The organism is Streptomyces sp. NBC_00659 (assembly GCF_036226925.1).
Classification (GTDB): Bacteria; Actinomycetota; Actinomycetes; order Streptomycetales; family Streptomycetaceae; genus Streptomyces.
Genome location: NZ_CP109031.1, coordinates 4800699 through 4821178 on the forward strand (window position 1 = coordinate 4800699; position 20480 = coordinate 4821178).

Here is a 20480-nt window from a genome sequence, read left to right on the forward strand (position 1 = left end):
CCCCGGATCTCTCCGGGGCCTCTTACCTGTGTGCACTCGGCAGGATTCGAACCTGCAACCTTCTGATCCGTAGTCAGATGCTCTATCCGTTAAGCTACGAGTGCTTGTTCTGTTTTTGTTCTTGTCTTCGCTCCCCGGGCTTTTGCCCCGCTCGCGGCGACAGGAAGAACATTACATGACTGCCGCCGCCATGTGAAATCCGTTTGCCTCACCCCTTGTGAGCTGGGCAAACGTGCTTCTGGGCGCTTGTGGGCGTCCCGGACGCCGGCGCGTTCGGCGGCCCTCGTGGACCCCTGGAACGCCGAAACCCCGGTCCAGTGGACCGGGGTTTCGGATCTTCGCGCGGAGGCGGAGGGATTTGAACCCTCGATGGGATGTAAGTCCCAAACCGCATTAGCAGTGCGGCGCCATAGACCGGACTAGGCGACGCCTCCCGCACAACCCCTCACGCGAGCGCGAGTGGTGCGTGCAGATGATGACACAGTCGAGGACCGCGTCACCAATCGCCCCCCACGGTACTAGGGAGATACGCCGCACTGCAAAGCCCCCACGAGCACGCAACCGGGTGGGTCTCCTCGCGTTAGGCAGGACATGTTGCGCCGACTGCTCCTCACCGCCGCCGTGTCAGCCGCCACCGCCCTCTCCTGGGCGCCCGGCGCCACCGCCGGCACCCCCTCCGACGCCCCTGGGGTGTCCCCCCTACCCGTCGCGTCCTCCGCCGGGCCCGCCACCGTGTTCACCGGCGGACCGTCGTCGCTGTTCCCCGGCGGGGTCCCGGCTCCGGCCCGGGACGTCGCCGCGTACGGCCTCGCCCTGCCGGCCCTCATGCCCCCGCCGGCCCGTCCGGACGACTCCGCCGACCGGCTGACCGTGACCGTCGGCGGCGTGGGCGGCGGCGCCGACGGGACGTTCGAGCTGGAGTGCCACCCCGCCGGCGGCACCCATCCGCACGCGGCGGAGGCCTGCGACCGGCTGGACCGGATGACCACCTGGGGCAAGGACACCTTCGCCCCGGTGCCGCCGGACGCCCTGTGCACGATGGTCTACGGGGGTCCGGCCACCGCTCATGTCACGGGAACCTGGGCGGGGCGCCCCGTCGACGCGCGCTACGACCGCTCGAACGGGTGCGAGATCTCGCGCTGGAACGCCCTCGCGCCCGTCCTGCCCGGCGCCCGCGCATAGCGCGGAGGAGACGAGGACACGGCGAAGTCACAGTGATCTCACGGTGCTCTCACGGTTCCGTACGGTGAAATGCGTGGTCACAGGTTCTACGCCGGTTCTGCGTCTCATATGTGTGCGACCTCCCTCTCATCCGGCATCGCGAGCGCAACCTCTGCCCGTAGACTCCCTCGCGTGACACGCTGCGGGCCGGTTGGCAAGATGGCATCCGCGGTCGGCAAGGTGCGGTAACAGGGAGGAAGCGTCTCGTGAGCAGCAGGCCATCCCGAGGCGCTGCTCGCCTCGCAGCCATACTGGACGCGCTGCCCGATGCGCTGGTCCTGGTCAACGCCAACGGGACCGTCGTCAACGCCAATACGATCGCCCTGGAGGCCTTCGAGACCCCGGGCACCGCTCTGGTGGGCCGCGGGCTGCTCGATCTGCTTCCCGAGTTCGACTCCCGGCTGATCCCCGGCTCCATGCGGCGCCCCGACTCGACCGACGAGCGCGGGCGCACCAAGCCGACCCGGATGATCGCGCGGCGGACCGACGGCTCGGAGTTCCCGGTCGAGGTCACCAGCGCGAATCTGGAGAGCGGCCAGCAGGCCTACGACAACTACGGCCCCACCCCCGACGAGCTGCTGATGCTCGTCGTACGCGATCTTTCGGGCACCGTCGACACCGAGGCCGAGCTCGCGCGTTCGCAGCGCCAGACCGAGATGATCCTGCGCGCGGCGGCCGAGGGTGTCGTCGGGACGGACACCGAGGGGCGGGTCGTTCTCGTCAACCCCGCCGCCGCCCAGATCCTCGGATACCGGGCCAGCGACCTCGGCGGCAAGGACCTGCACGAACTGATCCTGCACTCGCGGGCGGACGGCGAGGCCTTCCCCTTCGAGGAGTCACCGCTCGCCGACACGCTGCGCTCCGGGCGCAAGCACCGGGTGCGCGGGCAGGTGCTGTGGTCGAAGTCCGGGGACAAGGTCCCGGTCGACCTGACGACCTCTCCGGTGCGCGACGGGGACCAGCTCGTCGGTGCCGTCATGACCTTCACCGACCGGCGCCCGTACGACACCCTGGTCGAGGAGAAGGAAACCGCCGCCACCCGGCACGCCGAGGAGCTGGAACAGCTCGGCGAGGAGCACACCGCCGAGCTGGCGAAGCTGCGTGAGCGGCACACCGCCGAACTCACCGAGCTGACCGAGGGCCACGAGGAGGAACTCGCCGCCGGCGAAGAACGGTACGCGTCGCTCGGCGAGCGGGAGAAGGACCGCTACGAGGCGCTGGCCGCCCGGCACGAGCAGCTGCTCGCCGTCCTCGGCCACTCCCTGCGCGGCCCCCTCGACCAACTGCGCGGCGAACTCGCCAAGCTCGCCGCCGACGACGCGGGGCAGCTGTGGCCGGAGGCCAACCAGGTGCTCCACCACCTCGCGGCCGGCTACTCGCGGATCACGACGCTCGTCGACAACGTCCTCGGCTACCAGCGGCTGGACGCGGGCATCGAGACGATCTTCCGTACGAACGTGATGCTGGACGCCGTGGTCGCGGCCGGTATCGAGGGTGCCGTCGATCTGATCGGGCCCGGACGCGTGCAGTTCGCCGTGCACGCGCCGCCCATCGAGGCCGAGGTCGACCCGCAGCGTCTCGCGCGCGCCCTCGCCCACCTCGTCGCGGACGTCGCGGGCGTCGACGCGACCGGCAACGCGCCGGTGTCGGCGGGCGGTTACATGGACAACACGGTCGTCGTGGCGGCGGCGCAGCGCGGCGAGGTCGTCCGTATCGAGGTACGCGGGCCGTACGCCGGGGGAGACCCGGTGCACGAGCCGATCGTGCGCGGGATCGTGCGCGCGCACGGCGGTGTGCTCCAGACGCACGAGGTGCCCGGCATGAGCGGCAGCGCCTACGTCCTGGAGGTGCCCATCGGCGGCGGGGCGGGCGCGGTTCCGCCCGGCACCGGTGTGGCGGTCGGCGCCGAGCTCGCCCTTCCCGAGCAGGCCCCGCAGCAGAGCGGTGGCCGGCGGCGGGCCCGGCGGTCCTCCACGGACGCCTTCCTGGAGAGCGAGGAGTCGGGGGAAACCGGACCGCAGGCCGTCGAGGCGACCGGCGCGACCGCTCCCACCGGGCGCCGTCGCCGCCGTGCGGCGGAGGAGCAGGCGGCGGGCGAGCCGGCGGTTCTCGGGCAGGAGCAGCCGGGCGACGGCACCGAGGACACCTCCGGCGGCACCGGACGACGCCGCGGCCGGCCCAGCTCCGTCGAGGGCACGGGCGACGCCCCGGCCGAGGGCGCGCCCGCCGGGGTGTCCGAGGGCGCGGTCGTGATGGCGGGCGAGCACGGCTCGGGCACCGCGGCCGTGGGATCCGGGCTGGGCGGGACGGTGCCTCCGCAGGGGGTGCCGGTACCGGTGCCCTCCGGACGGCGCGCACGCCGGGACGGTGAGCAGAACGCGCTGCCGGCGGCGCCCGTCGCGACGGCTCCGGACGGCGGTCCCGACGACGGCGCCGACGACGACGGCACCGTCGACGAGGCGGGCCGGCCGACCGGGCGGCGCCGCCGTGCGCTGGCCGCGGCGGCCGAGCGTGCCGCCGCGCAGGAGACGGGCGCCCGTGCGGTGTTCGCGCTGCCGCCGGCCGAGGCGGACCGTTCGCCGGAGTACGTACGGGCCGAGGCCCAGGCGCAGGCCGCGCAGGTTCAGGCCGCCGAGGCCCAGGCCGCCCAGGTCCAGGCGGCGCGGGCGCAGGTGGCCCAGACCGCACAGGATCAGGTGCAGGCCCAGGTCGCGCTGGCCCAGCAGTCCGACGGCCGCCACGACGCGATGCGGCACGACCCCGACGACGATCACACCCCGCCGCAGCCGCACCCGGTCTCCGCCCCGACGGGCCGCCGCCGTGCCCGTCAGATCGCGGAACCGGCTCCCGAAGCGATGCCCGGGGCACCCGCGCAGGCGGTCCCGGCGCAGGGGCTTCCCGGACAGCCGGTGCCCGCGCTCGGGCAGTCGGTCCCGGCACAGGGACTTCCCGCTCAGGGCGTCCCGGTCCCCGCCACCGCCGGACGGCCGGTTCCCCCCGGCCTGCCCGCCGTCGCCGCGCAGCCGGGTTCCGCCCCGGCGGCCGCGATGCCGGGTGCCGCGCCCGCTCCGGTGGCCCAGCCCTGGCCCGACGCGAACAACACCACCGGTGCCGGTGCGCAGCCCGCGCTCCCGGCGGCGGCCCCGGCGGCTCCCGCCCCGCTCCCCCCGGAGCGCCCGGCCGCGCGGGTCGCCCAGCCGCTGCCCGCCGAGGCGACGCCCGCGTCCGCCCCGGCCGACCCCAACTCGGCGCAGAGCCGTGCCATAAGCGTGCGCACGCTCGGCCAGGGCGTTCCGTTCGCCCGTCAGGTCGCGGCGGCCCAGCCGGGCGGCGGCGTCCAGGCCCCGACTCCCCCGCACGGGACGAACAGCGGGGGCCGCCGCCGCAAGCTCGGTACGCCGCCCGAGCCCGCCGCCGAACGCCCGGAGACGGCCGCGCGCGCTCTTCCGCAGGCCGGACCCCGGCGGCCCGGCACCACCGAGGGCGCCGGGCGGTCCTACGCCATAGGAGCGCCGGACGAGAACGCCGCCGAGGGCCCCGAGCCTCTCGACGGTCCCGGCGGTGCCGTCGAGGTCGCCGACCAGCCGCAGCCGCGCCCCGTGGACGACGAACTGCCCCCGGAGCCGCTGGACAACCCGCGGCGGCTGCTCGTGTGGCCGGCGCCCGACGCCGGCACCCAGCAGGCACTGACCGACCGCGGCTACCGGCCGGTCATCGTGAACTCGCGCGAGGAGGTCGACGCGCAGATCGCCGCGTTCCCCGCCGCGCTGTTCGTCGACCCGCTGACCGGACCGATCACCCGCACGGCGCTCCAGTCACTGCGCCAGGCCGCCGTCGCGGCCGAGGTCCCCGTCCTGGTGACGGCCGGACTCGGACAGGCGACGCGCGAGGCGGCGTACGGCGCCGACCCCGCCGTACTCCTGAAGGCGCTGGCACCGCGCGATTCCGAGCAGCACCCGCCGCGGGTCCTGCTCATCGAGGAGCACGCGGAGATCGCGCTCGCGCTGACGGCGACGCTGGAGCGGCGCGGGATGCAGGTCGCGCGCGCCTCGACGGACGAGGACGCCGTCACCCTGGCCGCGCAGATGCGGCCGAACCTCGTGGTGATGGACCTGATGCAGGTACGGCGCCGACGGGCCGGAATCGTCGACTGGCTGCGTGCGAACGGGCAGTTGAACCGCACGCCGCTCGTCGTCTACACCGCCGCCGTCGACGCGTCCGAACTGCCGCGGCTGGCCGCGGGGGAGTCGGTGCTGTTCCTCGCCGAGCGCTCGACGAGCGACGAGGTCCAGGACCGGATCGTCGACCTCCTGGCCCGCATCGGTACCAACTAGTGCCGCGACAGGCAACGTTTGCCCCGTCGCGGCACTAGACCCGTACGACCGCGCCGTGGGGCCCCGCGCCGTACGACCGTGAGACACGCACAGGCCGGGCGGGGAGCCTCAGGGCTCTCCGCCCGGCCTGTGTGTTCAGGTCAGGTCGTCCGGGTCAGAGCTTGGTCACGTCCAGGCTGCCCTCGGCGTACCTCTTGCGGATCACCTTCTTGTCGAACTTGCCGACGCTCGTCTTCGGGACCGCCTCGACGATCGACCAGCGCTCGGGGAGCTGCCACCTGGCGATCTTGCCCTCGTCGGCGAGGAAGGCGCGCAGCGTCTCGAAGTCGGCGGCGGAGCCCTCCCTCAGGACGACGGTGGCCAGCGGCCGCTCGCCCCACTTCTCGTCGGGGACGGCCACGACCGCGGCCTCGGTCACGTCCGGGTGGGACATGAGGGCGTTCTCCAGGTCGACCGAGGAGATCCACTCGCCGCCCGACTTGATGACGTCCTTGGCGCGGTCGGTGAGGGTCAGGAAGCCGTCGGCACTGATCGTGCCGACGTCACCGGTCTTGAGCCAGCCGTCCTCGCTGAACTTGTCGGCGGGGCGCAGCGGTTCGGCGCCGTCGCCGCCGTAGTAGGCACCGGCGATCCACGGGCCGCGGACCTCCAGCTCCCCGGCGGACTCGCCGTCCCAGGGAAGCCGTTCGCCGCCGGGGCCGGTGAGGCGGGCCTCGACGCCCGCCGGGAAACGGCCCTGGGTGAGGCGGTACGCGAACTCCTCGTCCGTGCCCTCGGCGTGGGCCGGCGGGCGGGCGATGGTACCGAGGGGCGAGGTCTCGGTCATGCCCCAGGCGTGGCAGACACGCATGCCCAGATCGTCGAAGGCGGTCATGAGCGAGGGCGGGCAGGCCGAGCCGCCGATCGTCACCTGGGTGAGGGAGGAGACGTCACGGGGCTTGGCGGTCAGTTCGGCGAGCAGGCCCTGCCAGATGGTCGGGACGGCGGCGGCGTGCGTCGGCCGCTCGCTCTCGATCATCTCGGCGAGCGGCGCGGGCTGGAGGAAACGGTCCGGCATCAGCATGTTGATGCCGGACATGAAGGTCGCGTGCGGCAGACCCCAGGCGTTGACGTGGAACTGGGGGACCACGACGAGGGTGGTGTCGTGGTCGGTGAGCCCCATCGACTGGGCCATGTTCACCTGCATGGAGTGCAGGTAGATCGAACGGTGGGAGTACACGACTCCCTTGGGGTCCCCGGTGGTTCCGGAGGTGTAGCACATGGCCGCGGCCTGCCGCTCGTCGATCTCCGGCCAGTCGTAGGCCGTCGGCTTCCCGGCGAGCAGCTCCTCGTACTCGTGCACCCGCACGCTCGCCCCGTCGAGCAGCGAACGGTCACCGGGGCCCGAGACCACCACGTGCTCCACCGTCGGCAGCTGGGGGAGGAGCGGTGCGAGGAGCGGGAGCAGCGAACCGTTGGCGATGACCACGCGGTCGGCGGCGTGGTTGACGATGAAGACGAGCTGCTCGGCCGGGAGGCGGAGGTTCAGGGTGTGCAGCACGGCGCCCATGGAGGGGATCGCGTAGTACGCCTCGACGTGCTCGGCGTTGTTCCACATCAGGGTCGCGACGCGCTCGTCGCCCGTCACCCCGAGGTCGTCGCGCAGGGCGTGGGCGAGCTGGTTCGCGCGCCGGCCGGCCTCACGGAAGCTGCGGCGGTGCGGCTCGCCCTCGCCCGTCCAGGTCGTGATCTGTGAGTCTCCGTGCACCAGAGCCCCGTGCTCCAGAATGCGGGTCACAGTCAGCGGTACGTCCTGCATCGTGCTCAGCACGGCGTCCTCCCGGGGGCGACATTGCCTACGCGGTAGTAATGGGTTGCGCTGATTCTGCGCACATACCGCGTGGTATGTCACTAGGCCCAGGAATGATCGATCAGCGCAGGGCCGGCTCGGACACCGGACGGGGGCCTTCCTGGCGAACGGGGATCAGCTCAGGGTCCTCGCGCAGTTTGCCCAGCGCACGGGAGACCGCCGACTTGACCGTGCCGACGGAGACCCCGAGGACCTCCGCGGTCTGGGCCTCGCTCAGGTCCTCGTAGTAGCGCAGCACCACCATCGCCCGCTGCCGCGCCGGCAGCTTGGTGATCGCCCGCCACATCGCGTCGTGCAGCGCCTGCTGCTCGGCGGGGTCGGGGGCGGGGAGCCCCTCCGGCTCCGGCAGCTCCTCGCAGACGAACTCGTCGACCTTGCGCTTGCGCCACTGCGACGTCCGCGTGTTCAGCAGGGCGCGCCGCACATATCCGTCCAGGGCCCGGTGGTCCTCGATCCGGTCCCAGGCGACGTACGTCTTCGTCAGGGCCGTCTGCAGCAGGTCCTCCGCGTCGCTCGGGTTCGCGGTGAGCGACCGGGCGGTACGCAGCAGCACCGGCTGCCGCGCCTTCACGTACGACGAGAACGACGGGTACGAAAGGGTCCGTGCCGCCCTGGTGGCGGCGTTCGAGGCGCTCGTGCAGACGAGTGTGGTCATGCCTCCACGCTAGGTTCGCCCCCTCGTCCGGCGGATCGGCCGCAGGTCCCGAAGCCATGTCCGCCTCAGGTTGTAGAACCGGGGCCGGCCTCACCTCCTGAAGGTGGACAAGCGGGTCACCCCCTCTGAGGGTTCACCCCTGAGAGACGGCCGCCGGTCGCGCTTCCCGTCCGGTGGTGGGTCGGGGCCGTGCCGGTGCATCAGCCCGTCGCCGTCGGGTGAGGCGTGAGCGTCGGTGGCGACGGGCATCGGTACCGGCACGGCCCCTCCCGCGCGTCACCGGGTGCGGGTGATTCGTGGTGGCGGCGGTCTCAGCCGTCGGCCCCGAGGATCAGGCCCGATGTCGGAACCCCGGTCCCCGCGGTCACCAGAACACGGCCGGCGCCCGGTATCTGGTTCACGGACGTGCCCCGCAGCTGCCGTACGCCCTCCGCTATCCCGTTCATCCCGTGCAGATACGCCTCCCCGAGCTGTCCCCCGTGCGTGTTCAGGGGCAGCCTCTCCTCGGCGACGAAGTCCGCGGCCTCGCCCGGCTTGCAGAAGCCGAACTCCTCCAGCTGCATCAGCACGAACGGCGTGAAGTGGTCGTACAGGATTCCCACGTCGATGTCCGCCGGGCCCATCCCCGCCGTCCGCCACAGCTGACGGGCCACCACGCCCATCTCCGGAAGCCCGGTCAGGTCGTCCCGGTAGAAGCTGGTCATCTGTTCCTGCGCCCGGCCCGCGCCCTGGGCGGCGGCCGTGATCACCGCCGGGGACCGCGGCAGATCGCGGGCCCGCTCCACGGAGGTGACCACCAGCGCCTGGCCTCCGTCGGTCTCCTGGCAGCAGTCCAGCAGCCGCAGCGGCTCCACGATCCAGCGCGAGGCCGCGTGCTCGGCGAGTGTGATCGGTCTGCCGTGGAAGTACGCGGCCGGGTTCGTCGCCGCGTACTTCCGGTCCACCACCGCGACATGGCCGAACGCCTCGGGGGTCAGCCCGTAGGTGTGCAGATACCGCTGGGCCGCCATCGCCACCCAGGAGGCCGGGGTGAGCAGCCCGAACGGCAGGGCCCAGCCCAGCGCCGCGCCCTCCGCCGACGGCTCCCGCCGCTGCACGCCCGAACCGAACCTGCGGCCCGACCGCTCGTTGAACGCCCGGTAGCAGACCACGACCTCGGCCACGCCGGTGGCGACCGCGAGCGCCGCCTGCTGGACGGTCGCGCACGCCGCCCCGCCGCCGTAGTGGACGCGCGAGAAGAAGGACAGCTCCCCGATCCCGGCCGCCTGCGCGACGGTGATCTCCGGGCTGGTGTCCATCGTGAACGTCACCATCCCGTCCACGTCCCCCGGCGTCAGCCCCGCGTCGTCGAGCGCGGCGCGCACCGCGTCCACCGCCAGCCGCAGCTCGCTGCGCCCCGAGTCCTTGGAGAACTCGGTGGCCCCGATGCCGACGATCGCCGCCCGCCCGCCGAGGCCGTCCCGCTTGCGCACACTCATGCCCCACCGCCCGCCGGGACGGTCACCGTCACCGTGCCCATGACGTGCCGGCCGATGCCGTTGGCGCCGAGGATCCTCACCGTCGCCGTGTCACCGTCGACCTCCTCGACGGAGCCGGTCAGCACCATGGTGTCTCCCGGATGGTTGGGGGCACCCAGCCGTATCGCCACCCTGCGCAGCACGGCGGCCGGGCCGAAGTGGTCGGTCACATACCGTCCGACCAGGCCGTTGGTCGTCAGAATGTTCATGAAGATGTCCGGCGATCCCTTCGCCCGTGCCAGGTCCGCGTCGTGATGCACGTCCTGGTAGTCCCGTGAGGCGATCGCCCCGGCCACGATCAGCGTGCGGGTGATCTCGATCTCCAGCGGCGCCAGTACGTCGCCCACCCTCATGTCTCCGCCTCCCCGTTCGCTATCGACTCACCGAGCTCCTGCAGCAGTTCGCCCCCGCAGCCCAGATACGCGTCCAGCTGCCGGCCCCACAGGAAGTGCCGGTGCACGGGGTGCGCGAGGTCGGCGCCCGCCCCGCCGTGCAGATGCTGGCCCGTGTGCACCACCCGCCGGCCCGCCTCGGAGGCCCACCAGGCGGCCGTGAGCGCGTGCGTCGCGTACGGCAGCCCCTCGTCGCGCCGCCATGCCGCCTCGTACGCCGTCACCCGGATCGCCTCGGTGTCCATGTGCGCGTCGGCGGCGCGCAGTTGGACTCCCTGGCGGGCGGCGAGCGGCTGCCCGAACTGCTCGCGCGTGTTCGTGTGCTCCACCGCCCGCGCCAGCGAACCCGCGCACACCCCGGCCTGGAGCCCGGCGAAGGCGGTACGGGCCGTGGCCAGCACGTCGTCGTACGCGCCCGTGGAGCCCAGCGCCTCCCCCGGCGCCCCGTCCAGCGTCAGCCGCCCCGCCGACCAGGGCGCCGTCAGTTCGACCGGCTCGCTCGCCTCGGCCTCCGCGGTGCGGACCAGCCAGAGCCGGCGCCGGTCGTCGGCGACGAGGACATGGGTGGCGTCGCGCAGCCACGGCACGGTGGGAAGGACGCCGGTCAGCTTCCCGGACGTGGAGAGGGACGAGGAGGCCGGCGAGGCGGCGGACAGCATGCCCGCGCCCGATATCGCCCCGGCCACCACCACCGTCCCGTCGGCGATGCCCGGCAGTAGCCGCTCGCGCTGCTCCGGCGAACCGTGTGCCGTCACCGCGAGCAGTCCGTACACACAGCTCGCGGCGAACGGCACCTGCGCCGTGGTGCGCCCCTGCTCCTCCAGCAGCAGGACGAGCCCGAGGAGCCCGGTGTCCGCGACCGCCCCCACCAGCCCGGCGGCGCACAGCTCCTTCCACAGTCCGGCGTCGCTGCCCGTCCCGGCCGCGGCGAGCCGTTCGTGGGTGGAGTGGTCGCCGAAGATCCGCGCGGCCAGGTCCGCGGCCGCGGCCTGCTCCTCGGTGGGGGTGAAGTCCATGTCAGCTCCCCTCGCCCGAGCGGTCTACGGAGGCGGCGGCCCGGAAGACCGGTAGCTCCACGTCCGCGTCGTAGCGCCGGAATGCGAGCCGCACCGGCATCCCGATCCGCACCTCGTCGTACGGCACGTCCACCACGTTGCTCACGATCCGCACGCCCTCGGCGAGCTCGACCAGAGCGACGGCGTAGGGAGGGTCGAAGGCCGGGAACGGCGGATGGTGCATGACGACGTACGAGTACACGGTCCCCTCGCCGCCCGACTCGACCGTGTCCCAGTCCGGGCAGCCGCACGCCCCGCACCCCGGCAGCCACGGGAATCTCAGCGTCCCGCAGGCCGTGCAGCGCTGGATCAGGAGCCGATGCCGCCCGACGCCCTCCCAGAAACCGGCGTTGTCCCGGTTGATCACCGGCCGCGGACGCCTGCTCTTCGGCTCGGCGCTCTTCGTCCGCGCGCTGCCCGATGAGCCCGGAGCCGTCTCCGTACTCTTCGGACTCCGGTGCGCCGGAGCGTACTTGAGGATGCGGAACCTGTGCGTCCCGGCGAGCTCGCCGCCCGCCCGGATGTCCATCCGCGTGGTGACGAAGTACCCGGTACCCAGCTTGGTCGTCTTGCGCCCGGACACCGACTCGATCATCGAGTCGAAGGTGATCTCGTCCCCGGGGCGCAACGGATGCAGATACTCCTGTTCGCAGTCGGTGGCGACCACCGAGGTGTATCCGGCGCCGTCGAGCAGGCCGAACAGCTCGTCGTAGGTGCCGGAGCGGCCGGGGCGGTCGGCGTGCCCGGAGAGGCCGCTCATCGTCCACGCCTGGAGCATGGTGGGCGGGGCCACCGCGTCCGGCCCCTCGTAGGCCGGGTTGGTGTCGCCCATGGCCTCGCACCAGTGCCGGATCATCGGCGCGTTGACCAGGTCCCGGCCGACACCCCCGACGGTGGCCGCGCGCCCTTGGTACTTCTTCAGACGCTCCGACAACTCGTCCCCGGCACCCGCCGAACCATCGGGCCCGCCCCCCTTCCGCACCACGCCAGACCCGGCCCCCTTCCGCACCACACCGCCGGGCCCCGCCCCCTCCCGCACCGCGCCACCGGGCGCGAGGTCGTCGTCACGCGCTGCGGAGCGCTCCCCGCCCGCCCCCCGGCCGCTCACCGCCGCCCCCGCCTCATGCCGAGCCGCATCGTCGCGACGATCTCCCGCTGCACCTCGCTCACCCCGCCCCCGAACGTGTTGATCTGCGCCGCCCTGTTCATCCGCTCCAGTTCGCCGCCCCCGAACGCCCCCGGCGAACCGGAGCGGACCAGCGCCCCGGGTCCCACGATGTGCTGGCACATCCGGTACACCGCGACCGCGGACTCGGTTCCCATGACCTTCACGCCGCTCGCGTCCCCGGGCGCCGGACCGCCGGCTCCCACATCCCCCACCAGACGCCAGTTGAGCAGGCGGGACGCCGCGAGCCGCGCGTGCACCTCGGCGAGCTGGGAACGCACCCACGGCTCGTCGGCCGCGCGCCGCCCGCTCACCGGATCAGGGGTACGGGCCGCTTCCAGCGCGGCCGCGTAGAAGTCCTCGGCCTGCATGCCGATCGCGGCGAGGGCGACCCGCTCGTGGTTGAGCTGGCTGGTGATGAGCCCCCAGCCGGCGTTCTCCTCGCCGACCAGGTTCCCGGCCGGGACGCGGATCCCGTCGTAGTAGGTCGCCGTGGTGGTCTGGCCGCCCACGGTCTCGATCGGTGTCCACGAGAAGCCGGGGGCGCCGGTCGGGACGAGCAGGATCGAGATGCCACGGTGCCGGGGCGCGTCCGGGTCGGTCCGGCAGGCGAGCCAGATCCAGTCGGCGTTCTGGGCGTTGGACGTGAAGATCTTCTGGCCCTCGATCCGCCAGAACCCTCCCTCGGCGCCGGTCTCTCCGGTCTCTCCGGTCTCCCGGACGGCGCGGGTGCGCAGCGAGGCGAGGTCCGTGCCGGCCGACGGTTCCGAGTACCCGATGGCGAAGACGAGGTCGCCCTTCAGGATGCGCGGCAGGAAGTACTCCTTCTGCTCCTCGCTGCCGTACTTCATGAGGGTCGGTCCGACGGTGTTCAGCGTGACCATCGAGACGGGAGCGCCGGCCCGGTAGGCCTCGTCGAAGAAGACGAACTGCTCGTCCGCCCCGCGCCCCTGCCCGCCGTACTCGATCGGCCAGCCGAGCCCGAGCAGGCCGTCGGCTCCGATGCGGCGCAGCAGCGCCCGCTGCCGGGCGGGGTCGTCGGCGGGCGGCGGTCCGTCCGGCATCAGATCCCGGAAGTACGTGCGGAGCTCGGCGCGCAGCCGCTGCTGGCGCTCGGTGGGGGCGAGGTGCACGGCGGCGGCCCTCCCGGACCTCGTACGAACAAGGTTTTCTGACTGTCCGTCAGATGCCGTTGCCTGTCAAGGTCACGGGCCCCGGCCCGGAAGAGCCGCACACCGCCGGGCCGGGGCACTCCCGTGACACCCCCGGACACGTCTGCGCGACGGCACCGAAGCACCGTCGCGCAGACGTCGTGACCCCCCCCCACCCCCCAGTGCCCCACCCTCAGAGCCCCCCAGAGCCCCCCCCCCCCGGAGAAGCCCCCCGGCCGACGGAAACCGATCGGCCCCCGCCCGTCAGAGCCAGACGAAGTTGACCAGGACGTTCGAGTTGCCCTGGTTGAGGGCCGTGAACGCGGAGCCGTTCACTTGGGCGGTATCGCTCTGATTCGAGGCTCCGGAGCCGACCGCCTGTTGTTGGGTGCCCGATGAGTTGCCGCTGTTGTCGCGTCCGGCCCCGCTGCCGCCGGCGGTCGCCACTCCGGCATTCGACCCGGTGTCCGCGATGGAGCCGTTGTCGGCCGCCGCGACCCCGGAGAAGAGGGCGGCGGTCAGCGGCAGGGCCGCGACGGCGGCGAGAACGCGAGCGGTACGGATGCTTGCCATGCGAGTTCCTCCAGAAGCGGTCGTACGCACCGGCGATGGGCCGGGGAGTACGGGAAATATGGCTTGTTCCAGGGCGGTTGGCCGACCGCCTCGGTGTTGTCCACGACGTCGCGAGTCCAGAGTTGCCCAGCGCATCCCCGGCGAACCACACCGGAAGCCGCGATTCCCCCTCAAGCGTGATGACATGTCGATAAACCCCCTTCACGCCCACAAAGGGCCAGCTCAGACCCTTGCCGTCCGTTGAACCCAAGCCCCGCAGCAGCGGAAGCGTTCCGGCACCTTTTCGGCCGATCTCGCCCTTCACCCGCCCGGCTCCCCCGCGAGCCCGGAGACCCCTTCCCTTTCTCGAACACTCGTACGATTATGGAGTCATGGCCACCATCGACCGGCGGGCCACCACTCTGGCCCTGGCCCACGCCCTGTCCGCAGCCGAGCGCGGGCTCGCGGTGATCCCGCTGTCCCGTACGAAGCTCCCGGCCCTGCGCTCCCCCCATCGCGACGACCCCGACCCCCACCCGTGCCACGGCGAATGCGGCCGCTTCGGGCACGGCGTGTACGACGCCTCGACCGAGCCCCGGCGCATCCGCGAGCTCTTCGCCGCCGCTCCCTGGGCCACCGGCTACGGCATCGCCTGCGGGCTGCACCCGCACCACCTCATCGGCGTCGACCTCGACACCAAGTCCGACACCGACTCCTCGACCGCCCTGCGCGAACTGGCCCTGCGCCATCTCTTCACGATCCCGGACACGGTCGTCGTCCTGACCCCCAGCGGCGGCCGCCATCTGTGGCTGAGCGGACCGCCGGACGTCGTCGTCCCGAACTCGGCGAGCCGGCTCGCTCCCGGCATCGACATCCGCGGCGCCGGCGGCTATCTCGTCGGCCCCGGCTCACGCACCGAACACGGCGTGTACGGGACGGCTCCCGGCACCTCCCTGCTCGCGCCCGCGCCCTGCCCGCCCGAACTCCTGCGCCTGCTCCTGCCTCCGCCCCCGGCCAGCGCCCACCACCCCGCGCACTCCACGCCCTCCGCGAGCGAACGACAGGGCCAGGGGCTGGTCCAGTTCGTCCTCGCCGCCCACGAGGGCCAGCGCAACACCCGTCTCTTCTGGGCCGCGTGCCGTGCCTACGAGAACGGCATCGGCCCCCGACTGATCGCCCCGCTCGTCCAGGCCGCCGTCCGCACGGGCCTCACCGAACGAGAGGCCCGCTCGACGATCGCCTCCGCGGCACGGATGACGGCTCCTTCGTCCCGGCGGCACTGAAGCGACGCCGTCGCCCACGTCGCCGGGTGACAGGCGACACGCGGGAACCTGCGGAGCCGGCCGGCGCCCCGCCCGGGGAGCGGCCCTCGGACCCGGAGGCGGTGCGCGACCACCGGCCGCGGTGGGCCGGTGACAGAGCTGCGGGACGATGCACACGTACGGGGTGCCGCAAACCGAGTTTCACCACACGTACGGGTGAGCGTCGGAACCTGACAGCCGGGTATGGGGTCACTGGCTTGGAGCTGCGAAGGGGCCTGGCCCGATGACGGCCCGAGTGGCGAAAACGCCCGGTGACAACGGCGTTTCCGGAAGGAAGTGATGACACGGAACACGTTTCCGGTCCTCATGAGGCAACAGCGTGTGCGTGTCTACACCGAAGCAAACGTCTCGATTGTTCAGAATGTCGGCAACTGCCCCATTTGAAACTTTGAAGTTTCGCTGCCGAGGAGCGTGGCATGCAGGTTCGCAGGTGGCTCCCAGGCCAACCCACCCATATCGGTCGACACGACTGGCCGGACGAGGGCGACGACACAACACACCTGCGGTTGCGGGCCGGCTCCATTGTGGTACTCGACCGACAGGCCTGGCGGATCCTGGAGATCAACGACTACACGGGCGACTGGTGGCCGGAGTCCTACGAGAAGGCATGGGGCGAACACGTGGAGTTGTGGTGGCACGCCAACGAACTGCGGCGGGCCAACAACCAAGCGGTCAAACCGGCCCCCGAGCGAGCCGAGTTCTACAAGCGCCCAGTGGTCCTGGTCCTGCGCAGCGAGAACTTGCCCCGATCCGCGCCGAAGCACTGGTGCGCTCCCGCCAGCCACGACTGGCAGGTCCTCCCGGAGCACTACGCCGTCTGCCGCGCCTGCGGCGAGCTGCCGCCCTGCCACCACGGGGAGTACCGCTGGGAGGGCGGTCCCCGCCGACCGGAGCAGAGCGGCGGCATCCCGCTCATGGTGCCGGAGGGCTGCTGCATGGGGTGTGCCGAGCAGATCAAGCCCCGGGGACGAACCGTGCACTTCCCGGGTCCGAACCTCTGGTACCCGGACCTGCGAGAGAACAGCGCGGTCTTCCACACCCGCACCGCCTGCGCCGATCAGGTCGACTGCTACCGCATGCAGTGGCAGGCCCAGTACAGCCCCCGCGCCTCCACGCACTCCGCCACCTTGGCGTTCCCGGGTTTCGAACACTTCCTGCTGCCCCGGACGCGTCGCGCGCCGGACCTGATCCCACACGTCCAGCAGGTCTCCCACGGCCCGTACGTCGCACAGTCCTCACCGGTTCTGCCGTCCCGGCCGGAAGCGGAGGCTCATGCCTCCCCGGTCAGCGGCTCCGGCACCTTCCACCCCCCGTTCGACAGGTACCGGAGGGAGCCGGAGACCGGCGCAATGCCGGCCGGCCCGTCGGCACCCGCCGTTCCTGAGCCGACGGGCAGGCCAACCCCCGTGGCTTCCGGCATGCCCACGGCGAACCCGGCCGTGCCGGTCCGGTCCGCCGCACCGGGGTCTCCTCCCCCGGCCGAGGCGCCCGCGCCCGCCGCCGCTCCGCCTCCCCATCCTGCCGAGAGCGCCGGGGCAGCCCTCCAGGCGGCGCAGGAACTGGGCCTGTCTCTGGCAGAGCGTCCGGCCTTCCACAACGCGGAGCAGGCGGCCAGGGTGATCGAGGAACTCACCGCCGCAGTCAGGAACATCGCGCTCTGCCTGAACAACCCGGCTGCCCGCGAGCACTCCTGACCCGCATACGGCGGCCGGGCGCGGGCTGCCTGTCACGGCCGCCATGATCCGGGCCGTTCTCTTCTGTTCCGTCACGGCCGTCAGGGGCCGACCCGGCACGCCCACGGGAGCGGATGACGGCTCCCCCGGCGCCCCGGCCGTGCCGGCCTCCCATCGCGGCGCCCGGCACAAGGAGCGGTGCGCTCCTTGAAGGTCCTGGGACAGGGGCCTGGGACAGGGGCCTGGGACAGAACTCGTGCCAGGCTTCGGGGCACACCACCGATCGACACCATGACGGAGCCTGATCGGCGCGGGACAAGCCTCATACGGACGGGGTGCCCCTCAGTGAGAGGCACCCCGTCCGCCAAGTACACCCATGAACTGCGGTGGGTGTGGGATTTGAACCCACGGTGACTCGCGCCACGACGGTTTTCAAGACCGTTCCCTTAGGCCGCTCGGGCAACCCACCCCGCCCCGCCCACCTGGGGCGGGAGCGGATACAGCCTACCCGGCTCCAAGCGTCTCGCGGAGGCGCGGTCCCCACCGGGTCCACCAGCCTCGAGCGGGCTCGCCGTCGTCACCGGTCCGGTGACGACGGCTGAAGCCAGGTGCCGTAACCGTGTGATCGGAGGCAAGAGCCTCCAGGGGTGGCGTCCTGGCCACCCCCATGGAGCACGAACCCACCCGTCGACGTGCGGGAACCCCTCGGCTTCGGGTTCACGAAAAGCCGCTTCCGTGAAAACTTCGCCGCCTTGCGCTCACTCGAATGCCACACATCTGAAGGAGGGGGAGCGGCGTTAGCGAAATATGGCGAAAGAAAGTTCTCTCGCTCCACCCGTCTCCGGATCGACGGCACAGGGGCCGGCCGCGGCACGTGCCGTGACAGCCGGGCGATACACCTGTACACCTGCCGCCGCGTGTACATCGCCTGACGCCTGCGGCACCCTGCACGGAGACGGCGCACGCATCGAACTGTGGGCCACCGAATCGCTCCTCGGCGATTTCCTGACGGTGCTGGACGCGGTCCAAGAGGAAATCAACCAGCGGTGGAACGGCCAGGGACGCTCCGGCCGCCACAGCCCTCACGTGACTGGGGCGAATTTCCGTGAATGACGACTATCCGAATCTCTCCTTCGCCCGGTACGGCCAGCAGCCCGCATATCCATATCCCACCGGGCCGGAGACCGGTCAGTACGGCGATCCCGTCGACGCCCTGCACGAGCAGGGCTGGGATCCGGTCGAGGAGCTCACCTACCTCCTCCAGGACGCCGCGGCGGCGGAGCAGGACGTCACCGTGCCGCCCCCGCGCAGCGAACCGGCGTACGCGGACGAGTTCACGGGCGAGTTCACGGGCGAGTTCACCGGCGACCCGATGGACAACCTGGTGCAGATCACCGCCGAGTTGCCGCCCATCCGGCGCTCAACTGCCGGGCACCGCAAGGTACGGGTCCGCAACCGCCGCAACTGGCTGCAGACCGTCAGCTTCGTGATCGCCGCGGTCGCCGCCGCCACCGTGTCGATGGTGAGCGTCTTCAGCGGCATGGTGGCCTACTCGCCGCTCCAGCGCATCGCGTCCAACGCGCAGAGCGGTACGGGACCTTGGTGGCCCCTTCTGGTCTACGGCCCTTGGGTGGTGGCCTCGCTCTCGATCCTGAGGGCCGCCCTGCACCGGCGCCGGGCCGTGCACTCGTGGTACGTCGTCCTGCTGTTCTCGTCCGTCGCGATGATGTTCTGCGTGGCCGACGCCCACCAGACGATCACCGGTGTGGCCACCGCCGTCGTACCCGCCCTGGCGTCGTTGACCTGCTTCCAGCAGCTGATCCGTCAGATCACGCTGACCCGGCCGCCCCGCCAGAGCGCGTCCCGCCACCGGCAGCGCCCCTGCCCTCCGGCGTCCGCGGAACGCGCCGGCGGCAAGAAGAGTCCGGCGGCCTCGAAGAAGCCGCGCGTCTGACGCGCCCCGGGACTCCGCCCCGGCCGGGGCGGAACGGCCCGCACGCGGAAGGGGTGTCTCCCGAGAGAGACACCCCTTGCGCACTGGAACGGACGATCAGCTGTCGCCCTCCCGGGAACCGAGGGTGACGTCGACCGTGTGGGTCTTGCCGTCGCGCGTGTACGTGAGCTTGACGGTGTCGCCGGGCTTGTGGGTCCAGATCGCGCCGATGAGGGTCGGACCGCTGTCGACCACCATGCCGTCGAGCTTGGTGATGACATCGCCGGGCTTGAGGCCCGCCTTGGCGGCCGGACCGCCGGACTCGACCGCCGAGGCGCCGCTCGCGCCCTGCTCGGTGATCTTCGCGCCGCCCGTGCCCTCCTCCAGGGAGACGGACGCGCCGATCTTCGCGTACACCGGCTTGCCCGACTGGATCAGCTGCTGGGCCACGTACTTGGCCTGGTTGACCGGGATCGCGAAGCCCAGGCCGATGGAGCCGGACTGGCCGGAACCGCCGAGACCGCCGCTGCTCGACGACTGGATCGCCGAGTTGATGCCGATCACCGCGCCCGAGGCGTCGAGCAGGGGGCCGCCGGAGTTGCCCGGGTTGATCGAGGCATCCGTCTGGAGGGCGCTCATGTAGGAGGACTTGCTGCTGGCGCTGCCGTCACTGGAGGCGACCGGACGGTTCTTGGCGCTGATGATGCCCGTGGTCACCGTGTTGGAGAGACCGAAGGGCGCGCCGATCGCGATCGTGGAGTCGCCGACGGCCACCTTGTCGGAGTCGCCGAGGACGAGCGGCTTCAGGTCCGAGGGCGCGTTCTTCAGCTTGATGACCGCGACGTCGTACCCCTGCGCGTGGCCGACCACCTCGGCGTCGTACTTCTTGCCGCTCGGGAAGGTGGCGGTGAGCTTGCCGCCGTCGACCGCGTCCGCCACGACGTGGTTGTTGGTCAGGATGTGACCCTGCTTGTCGAAGACGAAGCCCGTACCGGTGCCGCCCTCGCCGTTGGTGCTCTGGGCCTCGATGGTGACGGTGCTCGGCAGCGCGCCTGCGGCCACGTTCGCGACGGTGCCCGAGGCGCGCTTGACCTCACCGCTGCTGCTCGGGGCGGAGACCGTCGTCGAGTCGGTGGAGTTGTCGTCGTTCTTGGCCAGCGAGTAGCCGATGCCGCCGCCGACACCGCCGGCGACCAACGCGGCCACCAGAACCGCGGCGACCAGACCGCCGCGCCCGTTCCTCGGCTTCGGCGCGGGCTGCTGGTAGGAGGAACCCCAGCCGTCGGCACCCGAGCCGCCGCCGTCGGCGTACGAAGGTGTGGCGGGCGGCGGAGGCGGCCAGCCCGCTTCGGGGGCGGACCCCTGGGTCGGAGCCTGCCCGTAAGGGTCGGCCCCCTGCCCGGCTCCGTCCGACGCGTACGCCGGCATGCCCACGGGCGCCGACTCGTGCTCCGGTGCGCCGGGCACCGCGGGGATCGGAGCGGTCGGCGCGCCCCCCGCGTACGAGGCGCCCTGCGCGGAAGCAGCGGGAGTTTCCACCGGCACGGGAGGTGCGGACGGGGCCGGGGGTACTGCGTTGCCCTCGTTCTCGGTGCTCACAGCTCTTCTCCTCGATCCACGGCTGTTGTTCTCGGTCGCACTCGGTCACGCCCACTCACACT

General features: G+C 72.2%; 14 protein-coding genes and 3 tRNA genes. 5 read left to right on the forward strand and 12 right to left on the reverse strand.

What is annotated here, in order from left to right:
• Positions 1 to 31: 31 nt before the first annotated feature.
• Together OG410_RS20795 and OG410_RS20800 are read right to left on the reverse strand one after the other, a co-directional pair.
• Positions 32 to 104, reverse strand: a tRNA-Arg gene (locus tag OG410_RS20795).
• A gap of 239 nt (positions 105 to 343) precedes the next feature.
• Positions 344 to 434: transfer RNA gene (locus tag OG410_RS20800), tRNA-Ser, on the reverse strand.
• A 157-nt stretch (positions 435 to 591) separates the two neighbouring features.
• Here OG410_RS20800 and OG410_RS20805 point away from each other — a divergent pair.
• Both OG410_RS20805 and OG410_RS20810 read left to right on the forward strand, forming a co-directional pair.
• Positions 592 to 1182 (forward strand): SSI family serine proteinase inhibitor, encoded by a 591-nt coding sequence (locus OG410_RS20805; RefSeq protein WP_329300560.1) that lies wholly within the window; start codon positions 592 to 594, stop codon positions 1180 to 1182.
• A 245-nt stretch (positions 1183 to 1427) separates the two neighbouring features.
• Positions 1428 to 5555: a hybrid sensor histidine kinase/response regulator gene (locus OG410_RS20810; protein ID WP_329300561.1), complete on the forward strand. Its 4128-nt coding sequence runs from the start codon at positions 1428 to 1430 to the stop codon at positions 5553 to 5555.
• Positions 5556 to 5709: 154 nt separating this feature from the next.
• Here the strand turns inward: OG410_RS20810 and OG410_RS20815 are convergent, their stop codons facing one another.
• From OG410_RS20815 to OG410_RS20850, 8 genes are all read right to left on the reverse strand, one after another.
• The gene (locus OG410_RS20815; RefSeq protein ID WP_329304186.1) at positions 5710 to 7353 is read right to left on the reverse strand and encodes a long-chain fatty acid--CoA ligase; all 1644 of its coding nucleotides are present in this window, start codon (positions 7351 to 7353) and stop codon (positions 5710 to 5712) included.
• Between the two features lie 112 nt (positions 7354 to 7465).
• Positions 7466 to 8059, reverse strand: coding sequence for a SigE family RNA polymerase sigma factor (locus OG410_RS20820; RefSeq protein ID WP_329300562.1), 594 nt, complete (start codon positions 8057 to 8059; stop codon positions 7466 to 7468).
• Between the two features lie 311 nt (positions 8060 to 8370).
• The gene (locus tag OG410_RS20825; protein ID WP_329300563.1) at positions 8371 to 9537 is read right to left on the reverse strand and encodes a lipid-transfer protein; all 1167 of its coding nucleotides are present in this window, start codon (positions 9535 to 9537) and stop codon (positions 8371 to 8373) included.
• The gene (locus tag OG410_RS20830) at positions 9534 to 9929 is read right to left on the reverse strand and encodes a MaoC family dehydratase (RefSeq protein ID WP_329300564.1); all 396 of its coding nucleotides are present in this window, start codon (positions 9927 to 9929) and stop codon (positions 9534 to 9536) included. Before OG410_RS20830 ends, OG410_RS20825 begins: the two co-directional genes overlap by 4 nt.
• Positions 9926 to 10984, reverse strand: coding sequence for an acyl-CoA dehydrogenase family protein (locus OG410_RS20835; RefSeq protein WP_329300565.1), 1059 nt, complete (start codon positions 10982 to 10984; stop codon positions 9926 to 9928). The genes OG410_RS20830 and OG410_RS20835 overlap by 4 nt, the downstream gene beginning before the upstream one ends.
• A 1-nt stretch (position 10985) precedes the next feature.
• Entirely contained in the window at positions 10986 to 12008 is a 1023-nt protein-coding gene (locus OG410_RS20840) for a bifunctional MaoC family dehydratase N-terminal/OB-fold nucleic acid binding domain-containing protein (protein WP_329300566.1), read from the reverse strand.
• Between the two features lie 119 nt (positions 12009 to 12127).
• Entirely contained in the window at positions 12128 to 13321 is a 1194-nt protein-coding gene (locus tag OG410_RS20845) for an acyl-CoA dehydrogenase family protein (protein WP_329300567.1), read from the reverse strand.
• 282 nt (positions 13322 to 13603) lie between these two features.
• Complete coding sequence (locus OG410_RS20850; protein ID WP_329300568.1) at positions 13604 to 13912, reverse strand: hypothetical protein; 309 nt, start codon at positions 13910 to 13912, stop codon at positions 13604 to 13606.
• 371 nt (positions 13913 to 14283) lie between these two features.
• Here OG410_RS20850 and OG410_RS20855 point away from each other — a divergent pair, with 371 nt between their 5' ends.
• Entirely contained in the window at positions 14284 to 15174 is an 891-nt protein-coding gene (locus OG410_RS20855; RefSeq protein ID WP_329300569.1) for a bifunctional DNA primase/polymerase, read from the forward strand.
• Positions 15175 to 15629: 455 nt separating this feature from the next.
• Positions 15630 to 16907 (forward strand): hypothetical protein, encoded by a 1278-nt coding sequence (locus tag OG410_RS20860; RefSeq protein ID WP_329300570.1) that lies wholly within the window; start codon positions 15630 to 15632, stop codon positions 16905 to 16907.
• A gap of 363 nt (positions 16908 to 17270) precedes the next feature.
• On the opposite strand, the gene OG410_RS20865 is transcribed toward OG410_RS20860, so the two are convergent.
• A tRNA-Ser gene (locus tag OG410_RS20865) sits at positions 17271 to 17355 on the reverse strand.
• Positions 17356 to 17991: 636 nt separating this feature from the next.
• On the opposite strand from OG410_RS20865, the gene OG410_RS20870 reads away from it, so the two are divergent.
• Positions 17992 to 18840, forward strand: coding sequence for a DUF2637 domain-containing protein (locus OG410_RS20870; RefSeq protein ID WP_329300571.1), 849 nt, complete (start codon positions 17992 to 17994; stop codon positions 18838 to 18840).
• A gap of 96 nt (positions 18841 to 18936) precedes the next feature.
• Here the strand turns inward: OG410_RS20870 and OG410_RS20875 are convergent, their stop codons facing one another.
• On the reverse strand, positions 18937 to 20418 hold the full coding sequence (locus OG410_RS20875) for a S1C family serine protease (protein ID WP_329300572.1): 1482 nt from the start codon (positions 20416 to 20418) through the stop codon (positions 18937 to 18939).
• Positions 20419 to 20480: the final 62 nt, after the last annotated feature.

What these genes read in the sequence shown, in the direction of transcription:
- OG410_RS20805 (WP_329300560.1), top strand. Translation starts at nt 592, where the DNA reads ATGTTGCGCCGACTGCTCCTCACCGCCGCCGTGTCAGCCGCCACCGCC.
- OG410_RS20825 (WP_329300563.1), bottom strand. Translation starts at nt 9,537, where the DNA reads ATGAGTGTGCGCAAGCGGGACGGCCTCGGCGGGCGGGCGGCGATCGTC.
- OG410_RS20835 (WP_329300565.1), bottom strand. Translation starts at nt 10,984, where the DNA reads ATGGACTTCACCCCCACCGAGGAGCAGGCCGCGGCCGCGGACCTGGCC.
- OG410_RS20815 (WP_329304186.1), bottom strand. Translation starts at nt 7,353, where the DNA reads ATGCAGGACGTACCGCTGACTGTGACCCGCATTCTGGAGCACGGGGCT.
- OG410_RS20855 (WP_329300569.1), top strand. Translation starts at nt 14,284, where the DNA reads ATGGCCACCATCGACCGGCGGGCCACCACTCTGGCCCTGGCCCACGCC.
- OG410_RS20830 (WP_329300564.1), bottom strand. Translation starts at nt 9,929, where the DNA reads ATGAGGGTGGGCGACGTACTGGCGCCGCTGGAGATCGAGATCACCCGC.
- OG410_RS20850 (WP_329300568.1), bottom strand. Translation starts at nt 13,912, where the DNA reads ATGGCAAGCATCCGTACCGCTCGCGTTCTCGCCGCCGTCGCGGCCCTG.
- OG410_RS20820 (WP_329300562.1), bottom strand. Translation starts at nt 8,059, where the DNA reads ATGACCACACTCGTCTGCACGAGCGCCTCGAACGCCGCCACCAGGGCG.
- OG410_RS20860 (WP_329300570.1), top strand. Translation starts at nt 15,630, where the DNA reads ATGCAGGTTCGCAGGTGGCTCCCAGGCCAACCCACCCATATCGGTCGA.